Origin of the sequence: Rhodococcus sp. SORGH_AS_0301 (genome assembly GCF_030818285.1) — a bacterium.
Lineage (GTDB): Bacteria > Actinomycetota > Actinomycetes > Mycobacteriales > Mycobacteriaceae > Rhodococcoides.
The window spans coordinates 1,948,571-1,967,835 of record NZ_JAUTAC010000002.1 but is presented as its reverse complement, the minus strand read 5'-3'; the positions used below and the strand labels follow the sequence as shown (position 1 = coordinate 1,967,835).

Sequence of the window (19,265 nt, the reverse complement as noted above, 5' to 3'; positions counted from 1 at the left end):
GAGGTCAGGCGTTGGAGGAACCGTCGTCCTGCGTCTCCAGTGCCGCGAGGGCCTCCCGGAGTGCGGCGGCCTCGTCGGCGCCGACCCGACCCACGAAGTGGACCAGGGCAGCAGCGCGTCCGCCGGAGCGGTCGGCCTGCTGGAGGGCGTCGACCATGAGGCTGGCGACAAGCTCTTCGCGCCCATGTACCGGAGCGTACCGATGCGCGCGGTCGTCCCGCTGCTGGGTGACGAGCTTCTTCTTCGCCAGACGCTGCAGGACCGTCATGACCGTCGTGTATGCGAGCTCACGCTTCGACGCCAGTGCCTCGTGGACCTGACGGACGGTCTGCGGCTCCGAACTCGACCACAAATGTTCCATCACTGCTCGTTCGAGATCGCCCAGGCCTGCCATTCGTCAGATGATACGGCCACTCCGACGCAAATGCGTACTACACGGTGTAGCAGCGGGTCGTCGCACGTCGGCGCGCGTCCACCGGCGCGGAAACACGCGTCGAGAACTACTGCGCGGCTACTGTTGCGCCGTGGCATTCGTCGACACGTCGTTGGTCAGTGGACCGGTCCCGATCGTCGTCACGGTCGTCGGAGTGCTCGGGCTCGTCTGGCTCGTGCTCGCGCGGCGTCGGCGGCACCTCACCCGCGCCGTCCCGGTGGCCGTCGCGGTGGCGGCCGTCCTCACGGTGGCGGCGTGGTTCGGCATCGAGAAGATCTGGCGGGTCTTCCCCGATCCCGTCGAGACGTCGGTCTACGTCTGGGTCGGTCTCGGAGTCCTGGGTCTGTTCCTCCTCGTGCCGCGGATGCTGGCCGCGACACGGTGGTGGACCCGCGTGGTGACCGTGGTCGCGACGGTGGCCGTGGTCGCGACGTCCGCGCTGCAGGTCAACCTGGTCTTCGACGCCTACCCCACCGTCGGTACCGCCCTGGGGATCTCGTCCGTGCAGGAGGTGGACGTCGACGACGTCACCGGCCGCACCGCCGACCCGATCACCGGTACACCTCTCGCGAGCGTGTGGACCGCCCCCGCCGACATGCCGACCGGTGGTCGCATCCTGGACACGCCGATCCCGGGCACGGAGTCGGGTTTCTCGGCTCGGAACGCGAAGGTCTACCTGCCGCCCGCGTACTTCACCGCACGCCGGCCGCTGCTGCCCGTCCTCGTGCTGCTCGCCGGCCAACCCGGAGCGCCCGACGACTGGCTCACCGGCGGCCGGGTGGTCCAGACGATGGACGCCTACGCCGCCGATCACGCAGGTCTCGCACCCGTCGTGGTGGTGGCGGACGCGACCGGGTCCACCATCGCCAATCCGCTCTGCGTCGACTCTCCGCTCGGCAACGTGGCGTCCTATCTGGCGAAGGACGTGCCGGCGTGGGTGAACGCGACCCTGCAGGTGGACACCGATCCGGCGCACTGGGCGATCGGCGGGCTCTCCTACGGCGGTACCTGCGCCATGCAGATGACCACCAACTACCCGCAGCTGTACCCGACCTTCCTCGTTCTCTCGGGGCAGCTCGAACCGACGTTGGGGGACAAGCAGCGCACGCTGGACGCGGCGTTCGGCGGAAGCGAGGCCGCATTCGAGGCCGTGAACCCGATGAACCTCATGGCCACACGCCAGTACCCCACCAGCGCCGGCGCCTTCGTCGTCGGCGCCAGTGATCCCGATTACCAGAACTCGGCGAAGCAGCTGCTCGCCGCCGCACAGAAAGCCGGAATGGACGTGCGTTATGCCGAGGTCCCGGGTGGACACAGTTACGAGACGTGGTCTGCGGGCCTGAAGCTGGAGCTGGACTGGCTCTGCACCCGGCTGGGGTTGACGTCGTGACCGATCCGTCCGCCGCAGGATCTCCCGCGCAGGGTCCGGTCGCCCGTGCGCGGACCGACATCGCCGCGTGGTGGGGACGAACCCGTCGCCAGGGCGCACGGTTGTGGTCCACGATCGCCTACGGCGCCAAGGGGGCTCCGGTCAGCCTGGCACTGCTGGCCGTCATGTGGGTGGGGCTGGTCGTGCTCTCCCTCACCACGCGCAGCTATCGCAACTTCCTCGACCACCACACCGCGCTGGGCATCGTTCCGATCGAGAACCTGCGGCTCTGGACCCCCGTCACGTCGGGGCTGTTCGCCGTGGGGGTGGCCGCCTTCGTCGTCGCCACCGCGTTGTTCCTCGTCGTGGCCGCGCCGATCGAGCACCGGATGGGTACCCGGCGCTTCGCGGTCGCCGTCCTGGTGACCCAGGTGGGCGGCTCGCTGCTGGGTCTCGCGCTGGCCGCTCTCGGGCAGTTGCTCGACGAGGGGTGGGGCTTCCAGCTTCATCTCGGCGTCACCTCGGGCCCCACGGCCTGGATCCTCGGCACGCTGATGGTGGCCAGCGCGAACATGGGAACGCTCTGGCGTCGGCGGGTGCGGGTGGGCCTCGTGGCGCTGACCGTCGTGATGGCCCTGTTCGGTGGCCATCTCGCCGACATCACCGCGCTCGGCTCGGTCGTGGTCGGCGCAGTGGCGGGTCCGTTGATCGTCGGACGATCCTCTCGCGCCACCCATCTCGCCGGTACCCGCCGCGAGGGTCGGGTGCTGGTGGCCCTCATCGTCGCGGCGTCCGCGATCGGCCCGATGATCGCTGCCTTCTCGCCCAATGCGGTGGGCCCGTTCGCCGTCCTGCGCGAACTGTTCCGCAGCCAGGAGTGGACGCTCGACGAGGTGAACCTCGTCTGTGGTGCAGATCCGGGGTCCACCGACTGCCGACGCGGGCTGCTCGATCTCCGACTCGGCGGAGTGGGACCGGTGCTGGCCAGCGTCATGCCCTCGGTCTATCTGCTGGTCCTCAGCGACGGACTGCGCCGCGGGCGTCGGTTCGCCTGGATCGGTGCGATGGTCTCGCAGGTAGTGCTCCTGGCCCTGGCGCTCGCCAACTACCTGATCCGCTTCGCCGATCTGGACAACGGCGACACGCTGTTCTACGGCGTCGCAGATCCGACGCTCTACCGCACCGCCGTCCCGTTCGTCGTCCCCCTGGCGGTCATGGCACTGCTGGTGGTCACGCGCACGAACTTCGACGTGTCCGCGCCTGCCGGTACGTACACGCGACTGTGGGCCACCGTGGTCGGGGCCGGCGCGTTTCTCGCCGTTCTCTACGTCGCCGTCGGCGCGCTGATCCGGTCCGGCTTCGACGGCAGCCCGGGAGTGCTGACGCTGCTCGGCGACTTCCCGCAGCGGCTCGTGCCCCCGGTTCTGCTGCAGTGGTTCGACCCGCCCTTCCTGCCGACGAGCTGGCTCGCCACCGTGCTCTACGAATGGACCGGCATCGTGTTCTGGGCGGTGCTGGTCGTCGCGACCGCGGGGTCGTTCGTGAGACCGGCGTACGGCGTGGAGACCGACGCCACCGAGCGCGCCCGGGCGGTGCTGACGAGCAGCAGCGGCAGCGCCCTGTCCTGGATGACGACGTGGCGCGGCAACCGGTACTGGTTCTCGCCCGACGGTCACAGTTACGTCGCGTTCCGGGTGATCTCGGGTATCGCTCTCACCACCGGCGATCCGGTGGGTCCGCCCGCGGACCGGGAGGCGGCCATCGTCGGCTTCTCCGAGTACGCCGCCGCGAACGGATGGTCGCCCTGCTTCTACTCGGTGACGCCGGACGTCGCGGCGATCACCGGCGCTCTGGGCTGGGAGAGCATCCAGGTGGGGGAGGAGACCGTGCTCCCGCTCGCGGATCTCGCCTTCACGGGCAAGAAGTTCCAGGACGTCCGCACCGCGGTGAACCGGGCGAAGAAGGCCGGTGTCGAGGCCGAGTGGATCTCGTTCCCGACGGCGCCGCTGGCGACCACGGACCAGATCACCGCGATCTCCGAGGAATGGGTCGCCGACAAGGGCATGCCCGAGATGGGCTTCACGCTCGGCGGCCTGGACGAGGTCGACGATCCGCAGGTCCGGTGCCTCATCGCCGTGGACGAGCAGCGCACCGTGCACGGCATCACCTCGTGGATGCCGGTGTACCGCGACGGCGTCGTCGTGGGCTGGACCCTGGACTTCATGCGCCGTCGGTCCGAGGGCTTCCGGCCCGCGATGGAATTTCTCATCGCGTCCGCCGCACTGTCCCTGCAGGAGGAGGGCGCGCAGTTCCTCAGTCTGTCGGGAGCGCCGCTGGCCAAGGTGGGCGATCCGACCGAGGACACGGCGCAGACGTCGACACTCTCGGGGATGCTCGAGCGTCTGCTCGACGTCGTGGGCCGCACGCTCGAACCGGTCTACGGCTTCCGGTCGTTGCTGGCGTTCAAGTCGAAGTTCCAGCCGGTGTACGAGCCGATGTACATGACGTTCCCCGATCCGGCTGCGCTACCGAGCATCGGTAACGCCATCGGACGGGCCTACCTGCCGGACGTGTCCTTCGGTCAGAGTGTCCGGCTCGTGAAGACGATGATCGACCGCTGACCGTCAGGCCGGTCGGATGCCGGCGCCCGCCCGGACGTGGCGGGTGCCGATGGGCACGATCAGCGGACGATCGGAGACCGGGTCGTCGATGACGGCCGCGGACAGGCCGAAGACGTCGAAGAGCATCTTCTCGGAGATGACCTCGGACGGCGTACCGCTGGCGACGATCGCTCCCTCGTGCATGACCACGAGACGGTCGCTGTAGCGGACGGCCAGGTTGAGGTCGTGCAGCACCATCACCACGGTCCGGCCCATCTCGTCGTGCATCCGGTCCACTAGGTCGAGGACCTCGATGGAGTGCGCGAGATCGAGGTAGGTGGTCGGCTCGTCGAGGAGCAGGACGTCGGTGCCCTGCGCCAGTGCCATGGAGATCCAGGCACGCTGGCGCTGTCCTCCCGAGAGCTGGTCGACGGGACGTTCGGCGAGATCCTCGATACCGGTGAGCTTCAGCGCACGCGCCACCTCGGACTCGTCGTCGCGGGACCACTGCCGGATCCAGGACTGGTGGGGATGGCGGCCTCGTGCCACCAGGTCCGCCACCGTCAGCCCCTCCGGGGCGATCGGCGACTGCGGGAGCACCCCGAGAGTGCGCGCGACGTCGCGGGTCTTCATGTGGCCGATCGCCTTGCCGTCCAGCGTCACCTGGCCCTGGCGCGGGGACAGCAGGCGGCCGAGGGCGCGCAGCAGAGTCGACTTGCCGCAGCCGTTGGGTCCGATGACCGTCGTGACGACGCCGGTGTGGATCTCGAGGTCGAGCCCCTCGATGATGATGCGGTCGCCGTAGCCGACCGAGATGTTCTCCGCGGCGAGACGGTGCGGAGGTGTGGCTCCGGTGATCTCCGGATGCGCGTGCACGCTCATACTGTCGCCTTTCGGTTGACTCGGACCAGCAGATAGAGGAGGAAGGGTCCGCCGAGGACGGACGTGACGATGCCGACGGGGAGCTCGACCGGCAGAATCGTGCGCGCCACCAGGTCGGAGCCCACCACGGTGACGGCGCCGGTGAGGGCCGAGGCGATCAGCGGAGGCTCGGCGCACCGGGTCAGCCGCAGAGCGATCTGCGGCGCGGCGAGGGCCACGAAGCCGATCGGGCCGGCGACGCTCGTGGCGATGGCGGCCATCGCGACCGAGATGACGAGCAGGACGGCCTGGGACCGCTGCACGTCCACGCCCAGCGAGCGGGCGGTGTCCGGCCCGAGCCGCATGGCGGACAGTCGGAACGACATGATCACCGAGCCCGCTCCCAGAACGACCACGGCGGCGGTGACGGGCCACACCTGCGACCACGTGGCGCCGGACAGCGTCCCGGTGAGCCACAGCTGGGCGCGGGTGACGTCGGTGATGTCGGCATTGACCAACATCCAGCCGATCAGCGCGACCATCATGGCGTTGATCGCGATGCCCACGAGCACCAGCCGCATGCCCTGCACTCCGCCCCGCCACGACAACAGGTACACCAGCGCTGCGGTGAGCAGCCCGCCGACGAGAGCGGCGAGGGTCACGCCGAGCGTGGCGAACAGGCCCACGGCCGTACTGGTGCCGCTCAGGACGATCAGCGAGATGGCGGCGACGCTCGCGCCGGACGTGATGCCGAGAATGTCGGGGCTCGCGAGTGAGTTGCGGGTGATCGACTGCATCAACGCGCCGGAGACGGCGAGCGCGGCGCCGACGAGCGCGCCCGTGAGGGCACGCGGCAGGCGGAGGTCCATGACGACGAAACGCTCGATCCGCGAGCCGCCGCCCACCAACACGTTCACGACGTCCGGGATCGACAGCGGGTAGTCGCCGCGCCCGACGTTCAGACAGAACACGAGGAACAGCACGATCGCGAGGGCGAGGGTGACGAGCACCCTGGCGGGGCGACGCACCGTCGACAGCGGTCCCATGCGGAAGGCCGGGCGACCCGCCACCGACGGCGCGGTCGCCGCGGAACGGACGGTCGGGTGGGCGGTCACAGCGACACCAACGTCCGACGGCGTACCAGGGCGATGAAGAACGGCGCGCCGATCAGCGCGAGCACGATGCCGACCTGCAGTTCACCGGGCCGCACGACGACGCGACCGATGACGTCGGCGAGCACGAGCAGGACACCGCCCAGCGCGCCGGCGAACGGGAGCAGCCAGCGATAGTCCGGGCCGGTGATGGCACGCGCGATGTGGGGCACCACCAGTCCGACGAAGGCCACGGGCCCACACGCAGCGGTCGCCGCGCCGGTCAGAAGTGTGATGGCCACGATGCCGACGACGCGCGTGAGGGTGATGTTGGTGCCCAGTGAGCGGGCGACGTCGTCACCGAGGCTGATCGTGTTGAGGGCGGGCGTGCCCGCGACGGCGATGATCAGCCCGATGACGATGAACGGGAGCACGGTCCAGAAGATGTCCGGCCCGCGTCCCGAGACGGAGCCGACGACCCAGAACCGGTAGCTGTCGAGGGTGGTCTGATCGAGCAGCACCACCGCGTTGGTCATGGCCTGCAGGAAGAACGCGATCGCGGCTCCCGCGAGGGCCAACGACAGCGGGTTGGCCCTCGCCCCGCCCAGAGACGCGGTACCGAACACGACGATGCTGGCCGCGGCAGCGCCGGCGAAGGCGAACCAGAGGTAGCCACCGGGGGACGTGATGCCGAAGAGGTAGATCGCCATGACGACGAAGAAGGCGGCACCGGCGTTGAGGCCGAGCAACCCGGCATCGGCGAGCGGATTGCGGGTGTGGCCCTGGATCAGGGCGCCGGCGACGCCGAGTGCGATGCCCACGACGAGTCCGAGGATCGTGCGGGGGAGGCGTAGCGACCGGACGATCACGTCGGTGTCGGTCCCGGTGGCGGAGAACAGCGCATGGAAGATCTCGGCGAAGGTGAGCGGCCGCGCACCGACGGCCACGCTCATGAGCGCGACGAGCACGATGGCGGCGACGAGGATGATCAGTCCGGAGGTTCGGCGTCGACGGGTCGCTGCCGAGGAGGTGTCCGGAGCGACCGGTTCGAAGTCCTCCGCGACCGCGACGGTGAGCCGGACCGTCTCGACACCGGGCTTCCGACGCAGCGTCAGAGCAGGTCGGACGCCCACCGCGTCACCGGTCTCGGCGTCCCGCAGCACGAGGGCGAACAGGGACTTTCCGACGCTCTGTCCGGCGCGACCGTCCCGGAACCCCCGGTTCCACACCAGCACACCCGCGGCCGCGAGCACCGCGATGACGCCGAAGACCGCGCGGTCGACCTGGCCGCCGCCGTTGTCGTCGGCGAGCGATCGGACGACGACGAGGCCGAGCACGAGGGGGAGCAGGACGACACCGACGTCGACCGCCGAGGCTGCCGCGACGGTCACCCGGCCGGGCGCCCGCCGATCCGCGTCGGCGATCGAGTAGTCGCGATCGGGACGAACCGTGGTGCCGGGCTCGGGGAGGTCGTTGGGGCCGGGGTGAGATGCGAGAGGTCCGGACGCGGTGTCGGTCACGCGGTCCTCCTCGATCGGTGTGGTGGTGTCTCTCATGGAAGGTTACGCAAGCCTAAGCAGTCGTGTGGCGGCGCGGTCTCGCGGTGATGCGAACCACACCCGGTTGTCTTTGATGTATTGGTTAGGCTTACCTTATGACTCGACCGGTCGCCTCGACCGGTCGGTGCGTGTCACCGTCCGGGCACCTGCAGACGAGGAGTTCCATCCGATGACAGTCACGATCGACACCGTCGTCTCACCGCACGATCGTCGAGCCGCGGTGTCCACCGCCTTCCGGCACACCATGACCGCTCTGCGACACCTCGATCCGGAGGCCCCCCGCGTGTACGCCGTCGCGGACATGGCCGAGCAGAGCAAGCGTCGCTGGTGGTCGTTCGCCACCGGGCTCGAGTCGGGCCGCTTCGAGGCCCTGCTGCGCCGGTCGTCGCTCGACCATCCGGACCCGCGTCGTGCGGTGGACCAGGTGGCGGCCGCACTCGTGCACGCGGTCGTGGGACGGTCGGCCGCGGCGTTCGTCGGATGTGGACGGGTGTGGGACCCCGGCCCCGAGAATCTCTGGATCCATCTCGACAGCGACGTGGGCATCGACTGGGCGGGCGTGCGGGACACGGCGCTGCGCTCGGTGTCCGGCTCGGGCGCGACCGCGGGAACGGTGGTCATGCCGTGCGACGAGGCGCTCGCGGCCTGGACCGCGCATCGCGCTGCTCGCTCGCTCGAGGTCGCCGCGGCAGGGTTGTCCGCGCTCGGTCCTCTGGACGCCACGCAGATGAGCCGCATCGTGGGCGAGTCGGTCCTCGGCGCCTCGGCACGAGTTCCGTTGCTGGGTGGCGTGTCTCGTGACGGCGGCTGGCACAGGGGGCAGATGCTCCTCGATGCGTTCGTCGACGCGGGGTGGCGCGTTCGGTTACGGCGACTTGCGTGACTTAGGCAAGGCTATCCTGTATAGTCCGAGCCACACGAACTTCGGATCGTGCCGACGTCCTGAGGGCTGCAGCGACGTCGGCGTCCGTGCCCCGGCGGGCCTCGCGACACACTGCGAGGCCCGCCGCTTCGTGTCCGTCCACGTGATTCACTGAACGCCATGAACGATGTGTCACCGTCGGTGTCGGACGAACTTCGAGAGCAGCTGGACAGCGGTTTCGGGAAGGTGCTGGGTCTGCAGTTCCGCGAACTGGGGCCCGATCGGGTCACCGCGGAGTGGACCGTGCGCCCGGAGCTCTTGCAGCCGTTCGGGATCGTGCACGGCGGCGTGCACTGCGCCGTCGTCGAGTCGCTGGCGAGCACGGCGGGCGCCCTGTGGTTGGGGGATCGCGGCCACGTCGTCGGAGTCAACAACACCACCGATTTCATCCGCGCCGCCCGCGAGGGCGTGCTCTCCGCCGAGGCACTGCCCGTGCACCGCGGGCGGACCCAGCAGATCTGGACCGTCACCATCACCGATGCCGCGGACCGTCTCATCGCCCGCGGCCAGGTCCGACTGCAGAACATCGAGGACACGGGGCGGATCGGCGCGTCCTGACGCGCGTCCGGCGAGCGCGACGGCCGAGGTCGTGCCAGCATTGCCTGTCGCCGTCGTTCGCCGCGAAGGGAAGTGTCCCCCATGAGATTGTCTCCGCACGAGCAGGAGAGGTTGCTGCTCAGCTACGCCGCGGAACTGGCGCGTCGCCGGCAGCAGCGCGGACTCCGGTTGAACCATCCGGAGGCGATCGCGCTGATCACCGACCACCTGCTCGAGGGCGCACGCGACGGGCGGTCCGTGGCGGAACTGATGTCGTCGGGCCGTGAGGTGCTGACCCGCGCCGACGTGATGGACGGCATCCCGGAGATGCTGCACGAGGTGCAGGTGGAGGCCACGTTCCCGGACGGCACCAAGCTCATCACCGTTCATGACCCGATCTCGTGAAGGAGTGCGCGTGATTCCCGGAGAGATCATCACCGAGGACGGGTCGATCGAGCTCAACGCCGGTCGTGCGTCGCTCACTCTCGACGTCGTGAACGACGGCGATCGGCCGGTGCAGGTGGGAAGTCACGTCCATCTCCCGCAGGCCAACGCCGCGCTGACGTTCGATCGCGTCGCCGCGCACGGGAAGCGCCTCGACATCCCGGCGGGCACCGCGGTGCGGTTCGAACCGGGTATCGCGCAGGAGGTCGTGCTCGTCGACATCGGCGGTCTCCGCGAGGTTCACGGCATCTCGCTCACCCCGCCCGGCGCACTGGACGACACGACACCCCGGGACGGTCACTGATGGCGTACCTCGATCGTTCGCGCTACGCGGAGCTGTACGGACCCACCACGGGTGACCGGATCCGCCTGGCAGACACCGATCTGCTGATCGAGATCACCGAGGACCGCAGCGGTGGGCCGGGTCTCGCCGGCGACGAGGCCGTGTTCGGCGGCGGCAAGGTGATCCGCGAGTCGATGGGACAGTCGCGGGCCACGCGGGCCGACGGTGCGCCCGACACCGTCATCACCGGTGTCGTGGTCCTCGACCACTGGGGCGTGATCAAGGCCGACGTCGGACTGCGTGACGGACGGATCGTGGCGCTGGGCAAGGCCGGGAACCCGGACACCATGCCGGGAGTGCATCCCGGTCTCGTCATCGGGCCGTCCACCGAGATCATCGCCGGCAACGGCAAGATCCTGACCGCCGGCGCCATCGACTGCCACGTGCACCTCATCGCCCCCCAGCTCATGGAGGAGGCGCTCGGCGGTGGCATCACCACCATCATCGCCGGTGGCACCGGCCCCGCCGAGGGCACGAAGGCCACGACCGTGACCCCGGGTGCCTGGCATCTGGCGCGGATGCTGGAGGCCATGGACGGGTGGCCGCTGAACGTAGCGCTGCTGGGCAAGGGCAACACCGTCTCACCCGACGCGATGTGGGAGCAGTTACGTTCCGGCGCATCGGGATTCAAGCTGCACGAGGACTGGGGCTCGACGCCGGCCGCCATCGACGCGTGCCTGCGGGTCTGCGACGAGGCCGGTGTGCAGGCGGCGCTCCACTCGGACACGCTGAACGAGGCGGGCTTCGTCGAGGACACCCTCGGCGCGATCGCCGGTCGCGGCATCCACTCGTACCACACGGAGGGTGCGGGCGGCGGGCACGCGCCGGACATCATCACGGTCGCCTCGCAGCCCCACGTGCTCCCCAGTTCGACCAACCCGACTCGGCCGCACACGGTCAACACTCTCGACGAGCATCTCGACATGCTGATGGTCTGTCATCACCTCAGCCCGTCCATTCCCGAGGACCTCGCGTTCGCCGAGAGCCGCATCCGCCCCTCGACCATCGCGGCCGAGGATCTGTTGCACGACATGGGTGCCATCTCGATGATCGGCAGCGACTCGCAGGCCATGGGACGCATCGGTGAGGTGGTCATGCGGACGTGGCAGACGGCCCACGTGATGAAGAAGCGTCGTGGCTTCCTCGCCGGTGACTACCGTGCGGACAACAACCGCGCGATGCGGTACGTCGCGAAGTACACGATCTGCCCGGCCGTGGCACACGGACTCGACGGCGAGGTCGGATCCGTCGAGCCCGGCAAGTTGGCCGACCTCGTGCTGTGGGAGCCGGCGTTCTTCGGTGTCCGGCCGCATCTGGTGATCAAGGGCGGCATGATCGCGTGGGCCACCATGGGCGACGCCAACGCCTCGATTCCGACACCGCAGCCGGAACTGCCGCGACCGATGTTCGGAGCGGCACCCAAGGCGGCGGCCGCCACGTCCGTGCACTTCGTCGCGCCCCAGGCGCTCGACGACGGGCTGGCCGATCGCCTCGACGTCGCGCGTCGACTCGTTCCGGTCGGGAACGTCCGCGGCATCGGGAAGGCACAGATGGTGAACAACGACGCGGTTCCCCGCATCGAGGTCGATCCGGACACCTTCACCGTCCGCATCGACGGCGACGTCTGGACCGAGCAGCCGGCGACGGAGCTGCCGATGGCGCAGCGGTACTTCCTGTTCTGATGACGATTCCGCATTCCGGTGTCGGCCTCGCCACGTTGCTCACCCTCGCCGACTCACGGCTCCCGATCGGTGGGCACGTGCACTCGGGGGGAGTCGAGGAGGCGATCGCCGAGGGACTCGTCCGGGACCTGCCGACGCTCGAGGCGTATCTGCTGCGGCGTATGCGCATCAGCGGCGCCGTGGCGGCGTCCATCGCTGCCGCTGTGGCCGCCGGTGTCCTGCCCGCGGACGCCGCCGATCGCGAGACCGACTCCCGCACGCCGTCTCCTGCGGCTCGCGCCGCGTCCCGCGCCCAGGGGAGGGGGTTGCGTCGCCTCGCCGAGACGGTGTGGCCGGACCACGACTGGACGGCGGTCGGACGGCGCCCGCACCTGCCCGTCGTGGCGGGAGTCGTCGGTGCCGTCACCGGCGCGGGACCGTACGAGACGGCGTCCGTGCAGATCTACACGGCCATGACGGGCGCCGCCATCGCCGCCCAGCGACTTCTCGCGTTGGACCCGGGCGCCGTGGCGGGGTGCACCGTGGCGCTCGCGGCCGAGTGCGACCGGATCGCGGCCTCGGTCGCACGCGCGCTCCCGGCTCTGTCCGACGAATCGGATCCGCTGCTGGACCACCTCGGCGAACGTCACGTCCGGCGCGAACGCCCCCTCTTCGTCTCCTGATCACCCCACAGAAAGAGAGAACACCCATGCCTCCGCATCTCATCGACGGCGAGCCCCACTCCCACGCCCTGGACCGGCCCAAGCGCGTCCGCACACCCGGGGAAGCGCTGCGAGTGGGTATCGGCGGTCCCGTCGGATCCGGCAAGACCGCACTGGTGGCGGCGCTGTGCCGCCAGCTGCGCGAAGAACTGTCGCTGGCCGTGCTGACCAACGACATCTACACGACGGAGGATGCCGACTTCCTGCGCCGTCACGCAGTTCTGCCGGACGAGCGCATCACGGCCGTGCAGACCGGCGGCTGCCCGCACACGGCGATCCGTGACGACATCACGGCGAACCTGGACGCCATCGACGACCTGGTCGACGCCAATCCGCCACTCGATCTGATCCTCGTCGAGTCGGGCGGCGACAACCTCACCGCGACCTTCTCGTCCGGGCTGATCGACGTGCAGATCTTCGTCGTGGACGTCGCCGGCGGTGACAAGGTGCCGCGCAAGGGCGGTCCCGGCGTGACGTTCTCGGATCTGCTCGTGATCAACAAGACCGATCTCGCCCCCATGGTGGGTGCCGACCTCACGGTCATGGAGAACGACGCGGTGCGGGTGCGTGAGGGTCGTCCCACCGCTCTGATCTCGCTCACGGAGGATCCTGCCGCGACGGTGGTGCTCACCTGGGTGCGCGAGCAGCTCGCTGCCGTCGCCGCCTGACGTGACGACGCACGGCGCGCTGCGCTCGACGGTGCTCGTCGTCGCGTCGCGGAGCAGGTCACCGCGCATCGAGGCGGTGGGTGGGCTCGCCGTGCGCCGGACCGGTGTCGACCGCGTCCACCTCGTCGGCTCGGCCGCGACCCCGCTGGGTGGGGACACCATCGACGTCCGGATCGTGGTCGAGGCGGGGGCGCGGCTGCACGTGTGCAGTGTCGCCGCCTCGGTGGCGTTGCCCGGGCGCTCGACCGACGTGTCACACGCGTCGTGGACCGTGGACGTCGAGGACGGCGCCGAGGTGATCGTGGACCCGGAACCCACCATTGTCGCCGGATCGGCGGACCACCGATCGTCGGTGTCGCTGCATCTCGGCGACCGGGTACGCGCCGCCGTGCGCGAACGGATCCAGATCGGCCGCACCGGGGAAGTGGACGGCCGGTGGTCGGGTCTCTTTCGAGTCGACGGCGTGGCCGGTCCGGTGCTCCGCCACCGACTCGACCTGGGCAGGGGCGCCGCAGGGCACGACGCTCTGTTCGCGCCGACCGCGTCGATCAGTACGTTGACCTGGCCGGAGTGCCTGGCGGACAGTCCCTCCGGCGACACCGTGGCCGGTCTGGAGACGACGATGCCGATGGCCGGAGGCGGAACACTGTCCACCTGGCTCGGCCATCGGCTCCCGGTGACCCGGTCGGTCGCTGCGCTCTCGGCGCGGGGAGATCAGCCTGCGCGCTTCGCCTCCGCGGTCTCCGCCGCTCCGTCGTTCGCGGAGGGCTCCTCGCCCTGACGCTCCGCCGGTGTGGGTGAGGCACCGGAGGCGGCCCGCTTCTCCGTGCTGTCGAGCTGCTTGCTCTGTTCCGCTGCGTCGGCCGTGGCACCGGACTCGCGGTCCGCCGCCTTCGAGGTCGCCTCGACCGTGCGGGTGGGGATCGCCACGCCGTCGACGCGGTTCTCCTGCTCGAGCGTGTGGAGTTGCTCGATCGCGAGGCGCGCGAACACCTGCTGTTCGGTGGACGCCATCTGCGCCCGACCCTTGCCCAGGAAGGTGACGAACCAGGAGATCACCGTCGTCAGACGGTTCCGGTATCCCACCTGGTAGAAGAGGTGGAGTCCGAGCCATGCGACCCAGGCGATGAACCCGCCGAACTCCAGCTTGCCGACCTTGCACACCGCGCTGAATCGCGACACGGTGGCCATCGACCCCTTGTCGAAGTACGAGAACGGCTTGCGCTCGGACGGGTTCTGTCCGTCGAGTGACGCCTTGATCTGCTTCACCGCGTACTTGGCGCCCTGGATCGCGCCCTGCGCCATACCCGGGACGTCCTTGACCGACATCATGTCGCCGACCACGAACACGTTGGGGTGTCCCTTGACGGTCAGATCCGGCTCCACCACGACACGGCCCGCGCGGTCGACCTCGGTGCCGTCGGACTGGTCGGCGAGCTGCTTGCCCAGCGGGCTGGCCTGCACGCCGGCGGACCAGACCTTGCACTGCGCCTCGATGCGGCGTTCGGTGCCGTCCTTGTCCTTGACGGTGAGACCGTCGTTGTCGACGCCGGTGACCATCGCGTTGAGCTGGATGTCGACACCGAGCTTGGTGAGGCGCTTCGCGGCCTTCTCGCCCAGCTTCTTTCCCATCGGGGGGAGCACGGCGGGCGCCGCGTCGAGCAGCACCACCTTCGCGTCCTTGGCGTCGATGTTGCGGAAGGCTCCGTCGAGCGTGCGCGTCGCGAGCTCGGAGATCTGGCCCGCGAGCTCGACGCCGGTGGGGCCTGCGCCGACCACGACGAACGTCATCAGGCGCTCGCGCTCGGCCGGATCGGTGGACAACTCGGCCTGCTCGAACGCGCCGAGGATGCGTCCGCGCAGTTCCAGGGCGTCGTCGATCGTCTTCATGCCGGGTGCGAACTCGGCGAAGTGGTCGTTGCCGAAGTAGGACTGCTGTGCGCCCGCAGCCACGATGAGACTGTCGAACGGCGTCACGGTCTCGCGCTCGAGCAGCCGCGAGGTGACGGTCTTGTTCGTCAGGTCGATGGTCTCGACGTCACCCATCAGAACCTCGGCGTTCTTCTGCTTGCGCAGGATGACGCGGGTCGCGGGGGCGATCTCGCCGACCGAGAGGATGCCCGTGGCCACCTGGTAGAGCAGTGGCTGGAACAGGTGGTGGGTGGTCCGCGCGATGAGCGTGACGTCCACATCGGCTCGCTTGAGGGCCTGTGTGCCGAAGAGGCCACCAAAGCCGGAACCGATGACGACGACGCGGTGGCGCTTCTTCTCGTTCGTCTCGACGCTCATGTATCCGCTCCTAGATGTCTATGCGTTCTGAGCTCAACGGTAGTCTCCCCACCCCCGCGCGTCTCCGCGAGGCCGTCGTCAGGGGACGAGGACGTACTTGCCGCGCGGGTGGTGCGTCTGCAGTTCGCGGTGGGCGGTGGCCGCCTCCGCGAGGGGAAACGTCCCGGCCACCGTCACGGTGATCACCGATCCGGCCAACTCGAGCAGAGGCAGACGCGCCTCCTTGCGCCGTGCGGCGCTCTCGTGGTTCCCGCCGCCCGCGGACCGGAAACCCTCGTCGGCTGCCCGACCGAAGGCAGTGATGGTCACGATGCGCGTCCGGTCCTGCACCACCACCAGGGACACGTCGATCGCCTCGTCGGTGCCGGCCGTGTCCAGCGCGGCATCCACGCCGTCGGGCGCCGCGGTGCGTACCCGGTCGAGCAGACCGTCGCCGTACGCGACTGCGACGGCGCCGAGGGCGCGCACCGCGTCGAGGTTGCGGGGATTCGCGGTGCCGATCACCTGTGCTCCGCGGTGCAGGGCGAGCTGGACCGCCTGCGAGCCGACGGCGCCGGATGCTCCGTGGATCAGGACGCAGTCGCCCTCCTCGACGCTCGCGAGCTCCGCCATGTCGTAGGCGGTGGCCGCAGTGAGGGAGTACCCGGCCGCTTCCTCCCAGCCGAGCGCCTGCGGTTTCGGCAGCACCGCGTCGACATCGACGAGAAGGCGATCGGCGTAGGCACCGTCTGCCAGAACGATGACCTCGTCGCCGACACGGACGGGACCCGCCGGTCCGACGGCGTCGCGCCCCACCGCGGACACCACGCCCGACGCCTCGCTGCCGAGGTGCAGCGGGAGTGTGCTCTCGTCCGTCCCGAATGCGCCGCTGTAGAGCTTGTGATCGAACGGATTGACGCCGGCGGCGCGAATGTCCACGACGACCTGTCCGGGACCCGGTTCGTCGACCACCTCGTCGCGGATCGCCAGGACGTCGGGTCCACCGAAGGCCGTGGCGACCACGGTGCGTGTCGTTCTCGAACCAGTCATACGAGGACCAACGGTGCCCGGTGCTCCGAATGTTCCCCGGGAGTGCACCGCGTCGGCGGAGTGCTGATCCGACCATCGAGGAGAACCATCGTGCAGTTGGCAGTCCACTATCCCTACTTCACCCTTCCGGGTGGCTCCGCGGCCACGGCGGGACTGCTCTCCGACTCCGCGCGCGCTGCGGAGGACGGCGGGTGCACGCTGTTCACGCTCATGGACCACTGGTTCCAGATGGAGAATCTGGCGACCGCGCAGGACCCCATGCTCGAGGGCTACACCTCGCTGGGCTTCCTCGCGGGCCGGACCGAGAGCATCCGCCTGGGCCTGCTCGTCACGGGCGTGACCTATCGGCATCCGGGGCTCCTGGCGAAGACGGTCACGACCCTGGACGTGCTCTCCGGCGGTCGAGCGATGCTCGGCATCGGTGCGGCCTGGTACGAGCGCGAGCACCGCGGCCTCGGTGTGCCGTTCCCGTCGACGGCCGAGCGGTTCGAGCGTCTCGAGGAGACGTTACGCATCTGCAGACAGATGTGGAGCGACGACGACGGACCCTTCGAGGGCACGCACTACTCGCTGGCCGAGACGCTCTGCGAGCCGAGGCCGCTGCAGAGTCCGGGTCCGCCCATCATGGTCGGCGGGTCGGGGGAGAAGAAGACACTCGCGTTCGTCGCGCGGTACGCCTCGCTGTGCAACCTCTTCGCCCCCGACCAGGAGACCGTGGCACACAAGCTCGACGTGCTGCGCGGTCACTGCGAGCGCGAGAACCGCGACTACGCGGAGATCGAGAAGACCATCATCACCTCGCTCGACCCGGTGGCCGACGAGGCCGGATTCCTCCGGGAGATGGAAGGGTTCGCCGCGCTCGGAGTCGACACCGTGTGCGTGAGCCCGCAGGGACAGGACCCGGTGACCTGGACCCGGTCCGCCACCGCAGCCGTGGTCGACACACTCGCCGGATTGGAGAACTGACATGGACCTCCCGGGCAAGCACTTCCTGGTGACCGGCGCTTCCGGCGCTCTCGGATCGCGCATCACTCGCCGCCTGCTCGACGCCGGCGCCACCGTCACCGCGTCCGGCCGCTCGGAGCAGACGCTGGCCGGTGTCGACCTGGGCAGCGCGCACCTCGTGGCGTCGGACCTGACCCACCCCGCGGCCCCGGCCGACCTGATCGCGGCGGCCAAGAGCCACACCGGAACGCTCGACGGCGTCGTGATCGCCTCGGGCGTGGTGGCGTTCGGACCCGCGGCCGAGGTGGACGACGACACCGTCGACGATCTCCTGCTGGTGGATCTGCTGGCGCCACTGCGGCTGGTGCGATCGGCACTCACCGAGGTGGAGTCCGGGGGCGTCGTCGTCAGCATCAGTGGGGTGATCGCGGAGAAGCCCGTCGGCGGGATGGCTGCGTACTGCGCGGCGAAGGCCGGCATCAGCGCGTTCGTCGAGGCGGCTCGACCGGAAGCGCGTCGGCGCAAGCTGCGGGTCGTGGACGTACGTCCGCCGCACACCGAGACCGGTCTGGCAGGGCGCGCGATCGCGGGTACGGCGCCCACCATGCCGGACGGTCTCGATCCGGACGCTGTCGCCGACCGGATCGTCAAGGCCATCGTGGACGACGAGAAGGATCTGGCGTCGACCGACTTCAGTTGAGTCGGGTCAGAGAGCGCCGCGGCGGACGGTGGTGGGCGTCGCGTTCCACCACCGTCGGCACGCACGAGTGAAGGCGGACTGCTCGGACAGTCCCACAGCGGCCGCGATCTGACTCATCGGCAGCGACGTCGTCGTGAGGTACCGATGGGCCTCCGTGCGGCGCACCTCGTCGACGATCGCCGCGAACGACGTTCCCTCCCCGGCCAATCGGCGTTGCAACGTCCGCGGGTGCAGGTTCAGCAGATGTGCGGCACCGTCGATGTGCGGTGGGGTGGTGCCGAGGGACTGCTGCAGGATGGTGCGCACTCGCGGTGCCACGTCGGTGGTGGGTCCGGCGCCCTGCCGAGCGAGGAAGGCCAGGGCCAGCCGTTTGAGGTTCGAGTCTCCGCCGTGGAGCGGTCGGTTCTGGAGTGTGGCCGGGACCCGGAGGACGGCGGCGGGACGGCCGACGCTGACCGCGACGCCGAAGAAGTTCTCGTAGACCGACACCGGAGCCGCCGGCACGTAGGGGAGCTCGACAGAGCGGAGTCCGTACGACCCGCCGACCAGTGCGATGGTGGCGCGGTGGAGGAACCCAAGCCCCATGTCGGTGCCCTGGACGGGCGCGACGACCCCGGGCTTCGTTCCGTACCGCAGCGCGACGATCCCCGGCGTCCCGTACGGGTCGGGTTCGGCACGCAGGCTGAGCGACTGGGCATGGATGAACAGGTAGTGCTCGGTGCACTCGAGTGCCTCGCCCACGGTCGAGGAGTTCTGGATCGCGAGTGCGAGCGGCCCGAGCATGCCGAGATCCTGGCGCCGTGCGATCCGCAACCCCAGATCGGGGCACGCCAGCTCCGCCGCGGCGATCTCGAGAACCGCGGCCATGGCGACGTCCTCGACGAGGAGGTCGTCGGCGTCGAGCGCGTCCACGGGCAGCCCCGCCGCGACGGCGTACGCCTCGGCGTCCCCGCCCAGTTCGGCCACGGTCGCGCGGAAGCCGCGGAGACCGGCGGAGCGGATGGCGGGCACAGCGCTCACCTTGGGCCAGTTGTCGTCTGAAGTCAACTAGTTGTCGTGAGGTGTCAAGCCCTCGGGTGGTGGCACGAGGAC

The 19,265-nt window shown here is 69.7% G+C and carries 18 protein-coding genes and 1 pseudogene; 12 read left to right on the top strand and 7 right to left on the bottom strand.

Annotated elements, in window-relative coordinates:
- Window positions 1-4 precede the first annotated feature (4 nt).
- Window positions 5-394: a BlaI/MecI/CopY family transcriptional regulator gene (locus QE397_RS09855; RefSeq protein ID WP_027505427.1), complete on the bottom strand. Its 390-nt coding sequence runs from the start codon at window positions 392-394 to the stop codon at window positions 5-7.
- 130 nt (window positions 395-524) lie between these two features.
- On the opposite strand from QE397_RS09855, the gene QE397_RS09850 reads away from it, so the two are divergent.
- Both QE397_RS09850 and QE397_RS09845 read left to right on the top strand, forming a co-directional pair.
- A complete protein-coding gene (locus QE397_RS09850; RefSeq protein ID WP_307093102.1) occupies window positions 525-1,823 on the top strand; it encodes an esterase family protein in 1,299 nt (432 codons plus the stop codon).
- Between the two features lie 59 nt (window positions 1,824-1,882).
- Window positions 1,883-4,423: a bifunctional lysylphosphatidylglycerol flippase/synthetase MprF gene (locus tag QE397_RS09845; RefSeq protein WP_373425287.1), complete on the top strand. Its 2,541-nt coding sequence runs from the start codon at window positions 1,883-1,885 to the stop codon at window positions 4,421-4,423.
- Window positions 4,424-4,426: 3 nt separating this feature from the next.
- Here QE397_RS09845 and QE397_RS09840 read toward each other — a convergent pair whose 3' ends face one another.
- The 3 genes from QE397_RS09840 to QE397_RS09830 all read right to left on the bottom strand — a co-directional run bounded on the left by QE397_RS09840 (window position 4,427) and on the right by QE397_RS09830 (window position 7,910).
- Window positions 4,427-5,284, bottom strand: a complete 858-nt coding sequence (locus QE397_RS09840) for an ABC transporter ATP-binding protein (protein WP_056444458.1) — start codon at window positions 5,282-5,284, stop codon at window positions 4,427-4,429.
- Window positions 5,281-6,309 carry an iron chelate uptake ABC transporter family permease subunit gene (locus QE397_RS09835; protein ID WP_081821226.1) on the bottom strand — a complete coding sequence of 343 codons (1,029 nt, stop codon included), beginning with the start codon at window positions 6,307-6,309 and terminating at the stop codon, window positions 5,281-5,283. Before QE397_RS09835 ends, QE397_RS09840 begins: the two co-directional genes overlap by 4 nt.
- Window positions 6,310-6,374: 65 nt before the next feature.
- Entirely contained in the window at window positions 6,375-7,910 is a 1,536-nt protein-coding gene (locus tag QE397_RS09830; protein ID WP_222637501.1) for an iron ABC transporter permease, read from the bottom strand.
- A 172-nt stretch (window positions 7,911-8,082) separates the two neighbouring features.
- On the opposite strand from QE397_RS09830, the gene QE397_RS09825 reads away from it, so the two are divergent.
- The 8 genes from QE397_RS09825 (at window position 8,083) to QE397_RS09790 (ending at window position 13,991) form a co-directional block, all read left to right on the top strand.
- Complete coding sequence (locus QE397_RS09825; protein WP_307093098.1) at window positions 8,083-8,796, top strand: hypothetical protein; 714 nt, start codon at window positions 8,083-8,085, stop codon at window positions 8,794-8,796.
- Between the two features lie 159 nt (window positions 8,797-8,955).
- The gene (locus tag QE397_RS09820; RefSeq protein ID WP_027505420.1) at window positions 8,956-9,393 is read left to right on the top strand and encodes a PaaI family thioesterase; all 438 of its coding nucleotides are present in this window, start codon (window positions 8,956-8,958) and stop codon (window positions 9,391-9,393) included.
- A gap of 81 nt (window positions 9,394-9,474) precedes the next feature.
- Entirely contained in the window at window positions 9,475-9,777 is a 303-nt protein-coding gene (locus QE397_RS09815) for an urease subunit gamma (RefSeq protein WP_027505419.1), read from the top strand.
- A gap of 10 nt (window positions 9,778-9,787) precedes the next feature.
- On the top strand, window positions 9,788-10,120 hold the full coding sequence (locus QE397_RS09810) for an urease subunit beta (RefSeq protein ID WP_027505418.1): 333 nt from the start codon (window positions 9,788-9,790) through the stop codon (window positions 10,118-10,120).
- Window positions 10,120-11,841 (top strand): urease subunit alpha, encoded by a 1,722-nt coding sequence (locus QE397_RS09805; RefSeq protein ID WP_027505417.1) that lies wholly within the window; start codon window positions 10,120-10,122, stop codon window positions 11,839-11,841. The genes QE397_RS09810 and QE397_RS09805 overlap by 1 nt, the downstream gene beginning before the upstream one ends.
- Window positions 11,841-12,503: an urease accessory protein UreF gene (locus QE397_RS09800; RefSeq protein WP_307093093.1), complete on the top strand. Its 663-nt coding sequence runs from the start codon at window positions 11,841-11,843 to the stop codon at window positions 12,501-12,503. The genes QE397_RS09805 and QE397_RS09800 overlap by 1 nt, the downstream gene beginning before the upstream one ends.
- Before the next feature lie 26 nt (window positions 12,504-12,529).
- Window positions 12,530-13,210, top strand: a complete 681-nt coding sequence (gene ureG, locus QE397_RS09795; RefSeq protein ID WP_027505415.1) for an urease accessory protein UreG — start codon at window positions 12,530-12,532, stop codon at window positions 13,208-13,210.
- 1 nt (window position 13,211) lies between these two features.
- Window positions 13,212-13,991, top strand: a complete 780-nt coding sequence (locus QE397_RS09790; RefSeq protein WP_307093090.1) for an urease accessory protein UreD — start codon at window positions 13,212-13,214, stop codon at window positions 13,989-13,991.
- Window positions 13,992-14,160: 169 nt separating this feature from the next.
- On the opposite strand, the pseudogene QE397_RS09785 reads toward QE397_RS09790, so the two are convergent.
- Both QE397_RS09785 and QE397_RS09780 read right to left on the bottom strand, forming a co-directional pair.
- Window positions 14,161-15,499, bottom strand: a pseudogene (locus tag QE397_RS09785) (NAD(P)/FAD-dependent oxidoreductase); the annotation flags it as partial.
- 78 nt (window positions 15,500-15,577) lie between these two features.
- Window positions 15,578-16,528, bottom strand: coding sequence for an NADP-dependent oxidoreductase (locus QE397_RS09780; RefSeq protein WP_307093088.1), 951 nt, complete (start codon window positions 16,526-16,528; stop codon window positions 15,578-15,580).
- Between the two features lie 90 nt (window positions 16,529-16,618).
- Between QE397_RS09780 and QE397_RS09775 the strand changes: the two genes are divergently transcribed.
- Window positions 16,619-17,494, top strand: a complete 876-nt coding sequence (locus QE397_RS09775) for an LLM class F420-dependent oxidoreductase (protein ID WP_056445133.1) — start codon at window positions 16,619-16,621, stop codon at window positions 17,492-17,494.
- A 1-nt stretch (window position 17,495) separates the two neighbouring features.
- Entirely contained in the window at window positions 17,496-18,173 is a 678-nt protein-coding gene (locus QE397_RS09770; RefSeq protein ID WP_222631246.1) for an SDR family oxidoreductase, read from the top strand.
- A 6-nt stretch (window positions 18,174-18,179) separates the two neighbouring features.
- Here QE397_RS09770 and QE397_RS09765 read toward each other — a convergent pair whose 3' ends face one another.
- The gene (locus QE397_RS09765; RefSeq protein WP_307093084.1) at window positions 18,180-19,220 is read right to left on the bottom strand and encodes an AraC family transcriptional regulator; all 1,041 of its coding nucleotides are present in this window, start codon (window positions 19,218-19,220) and stop codon (window positions 18,180-18,182) included.
- Window positions 19,221-19,265: the final 45 nt, after the last annotated feature.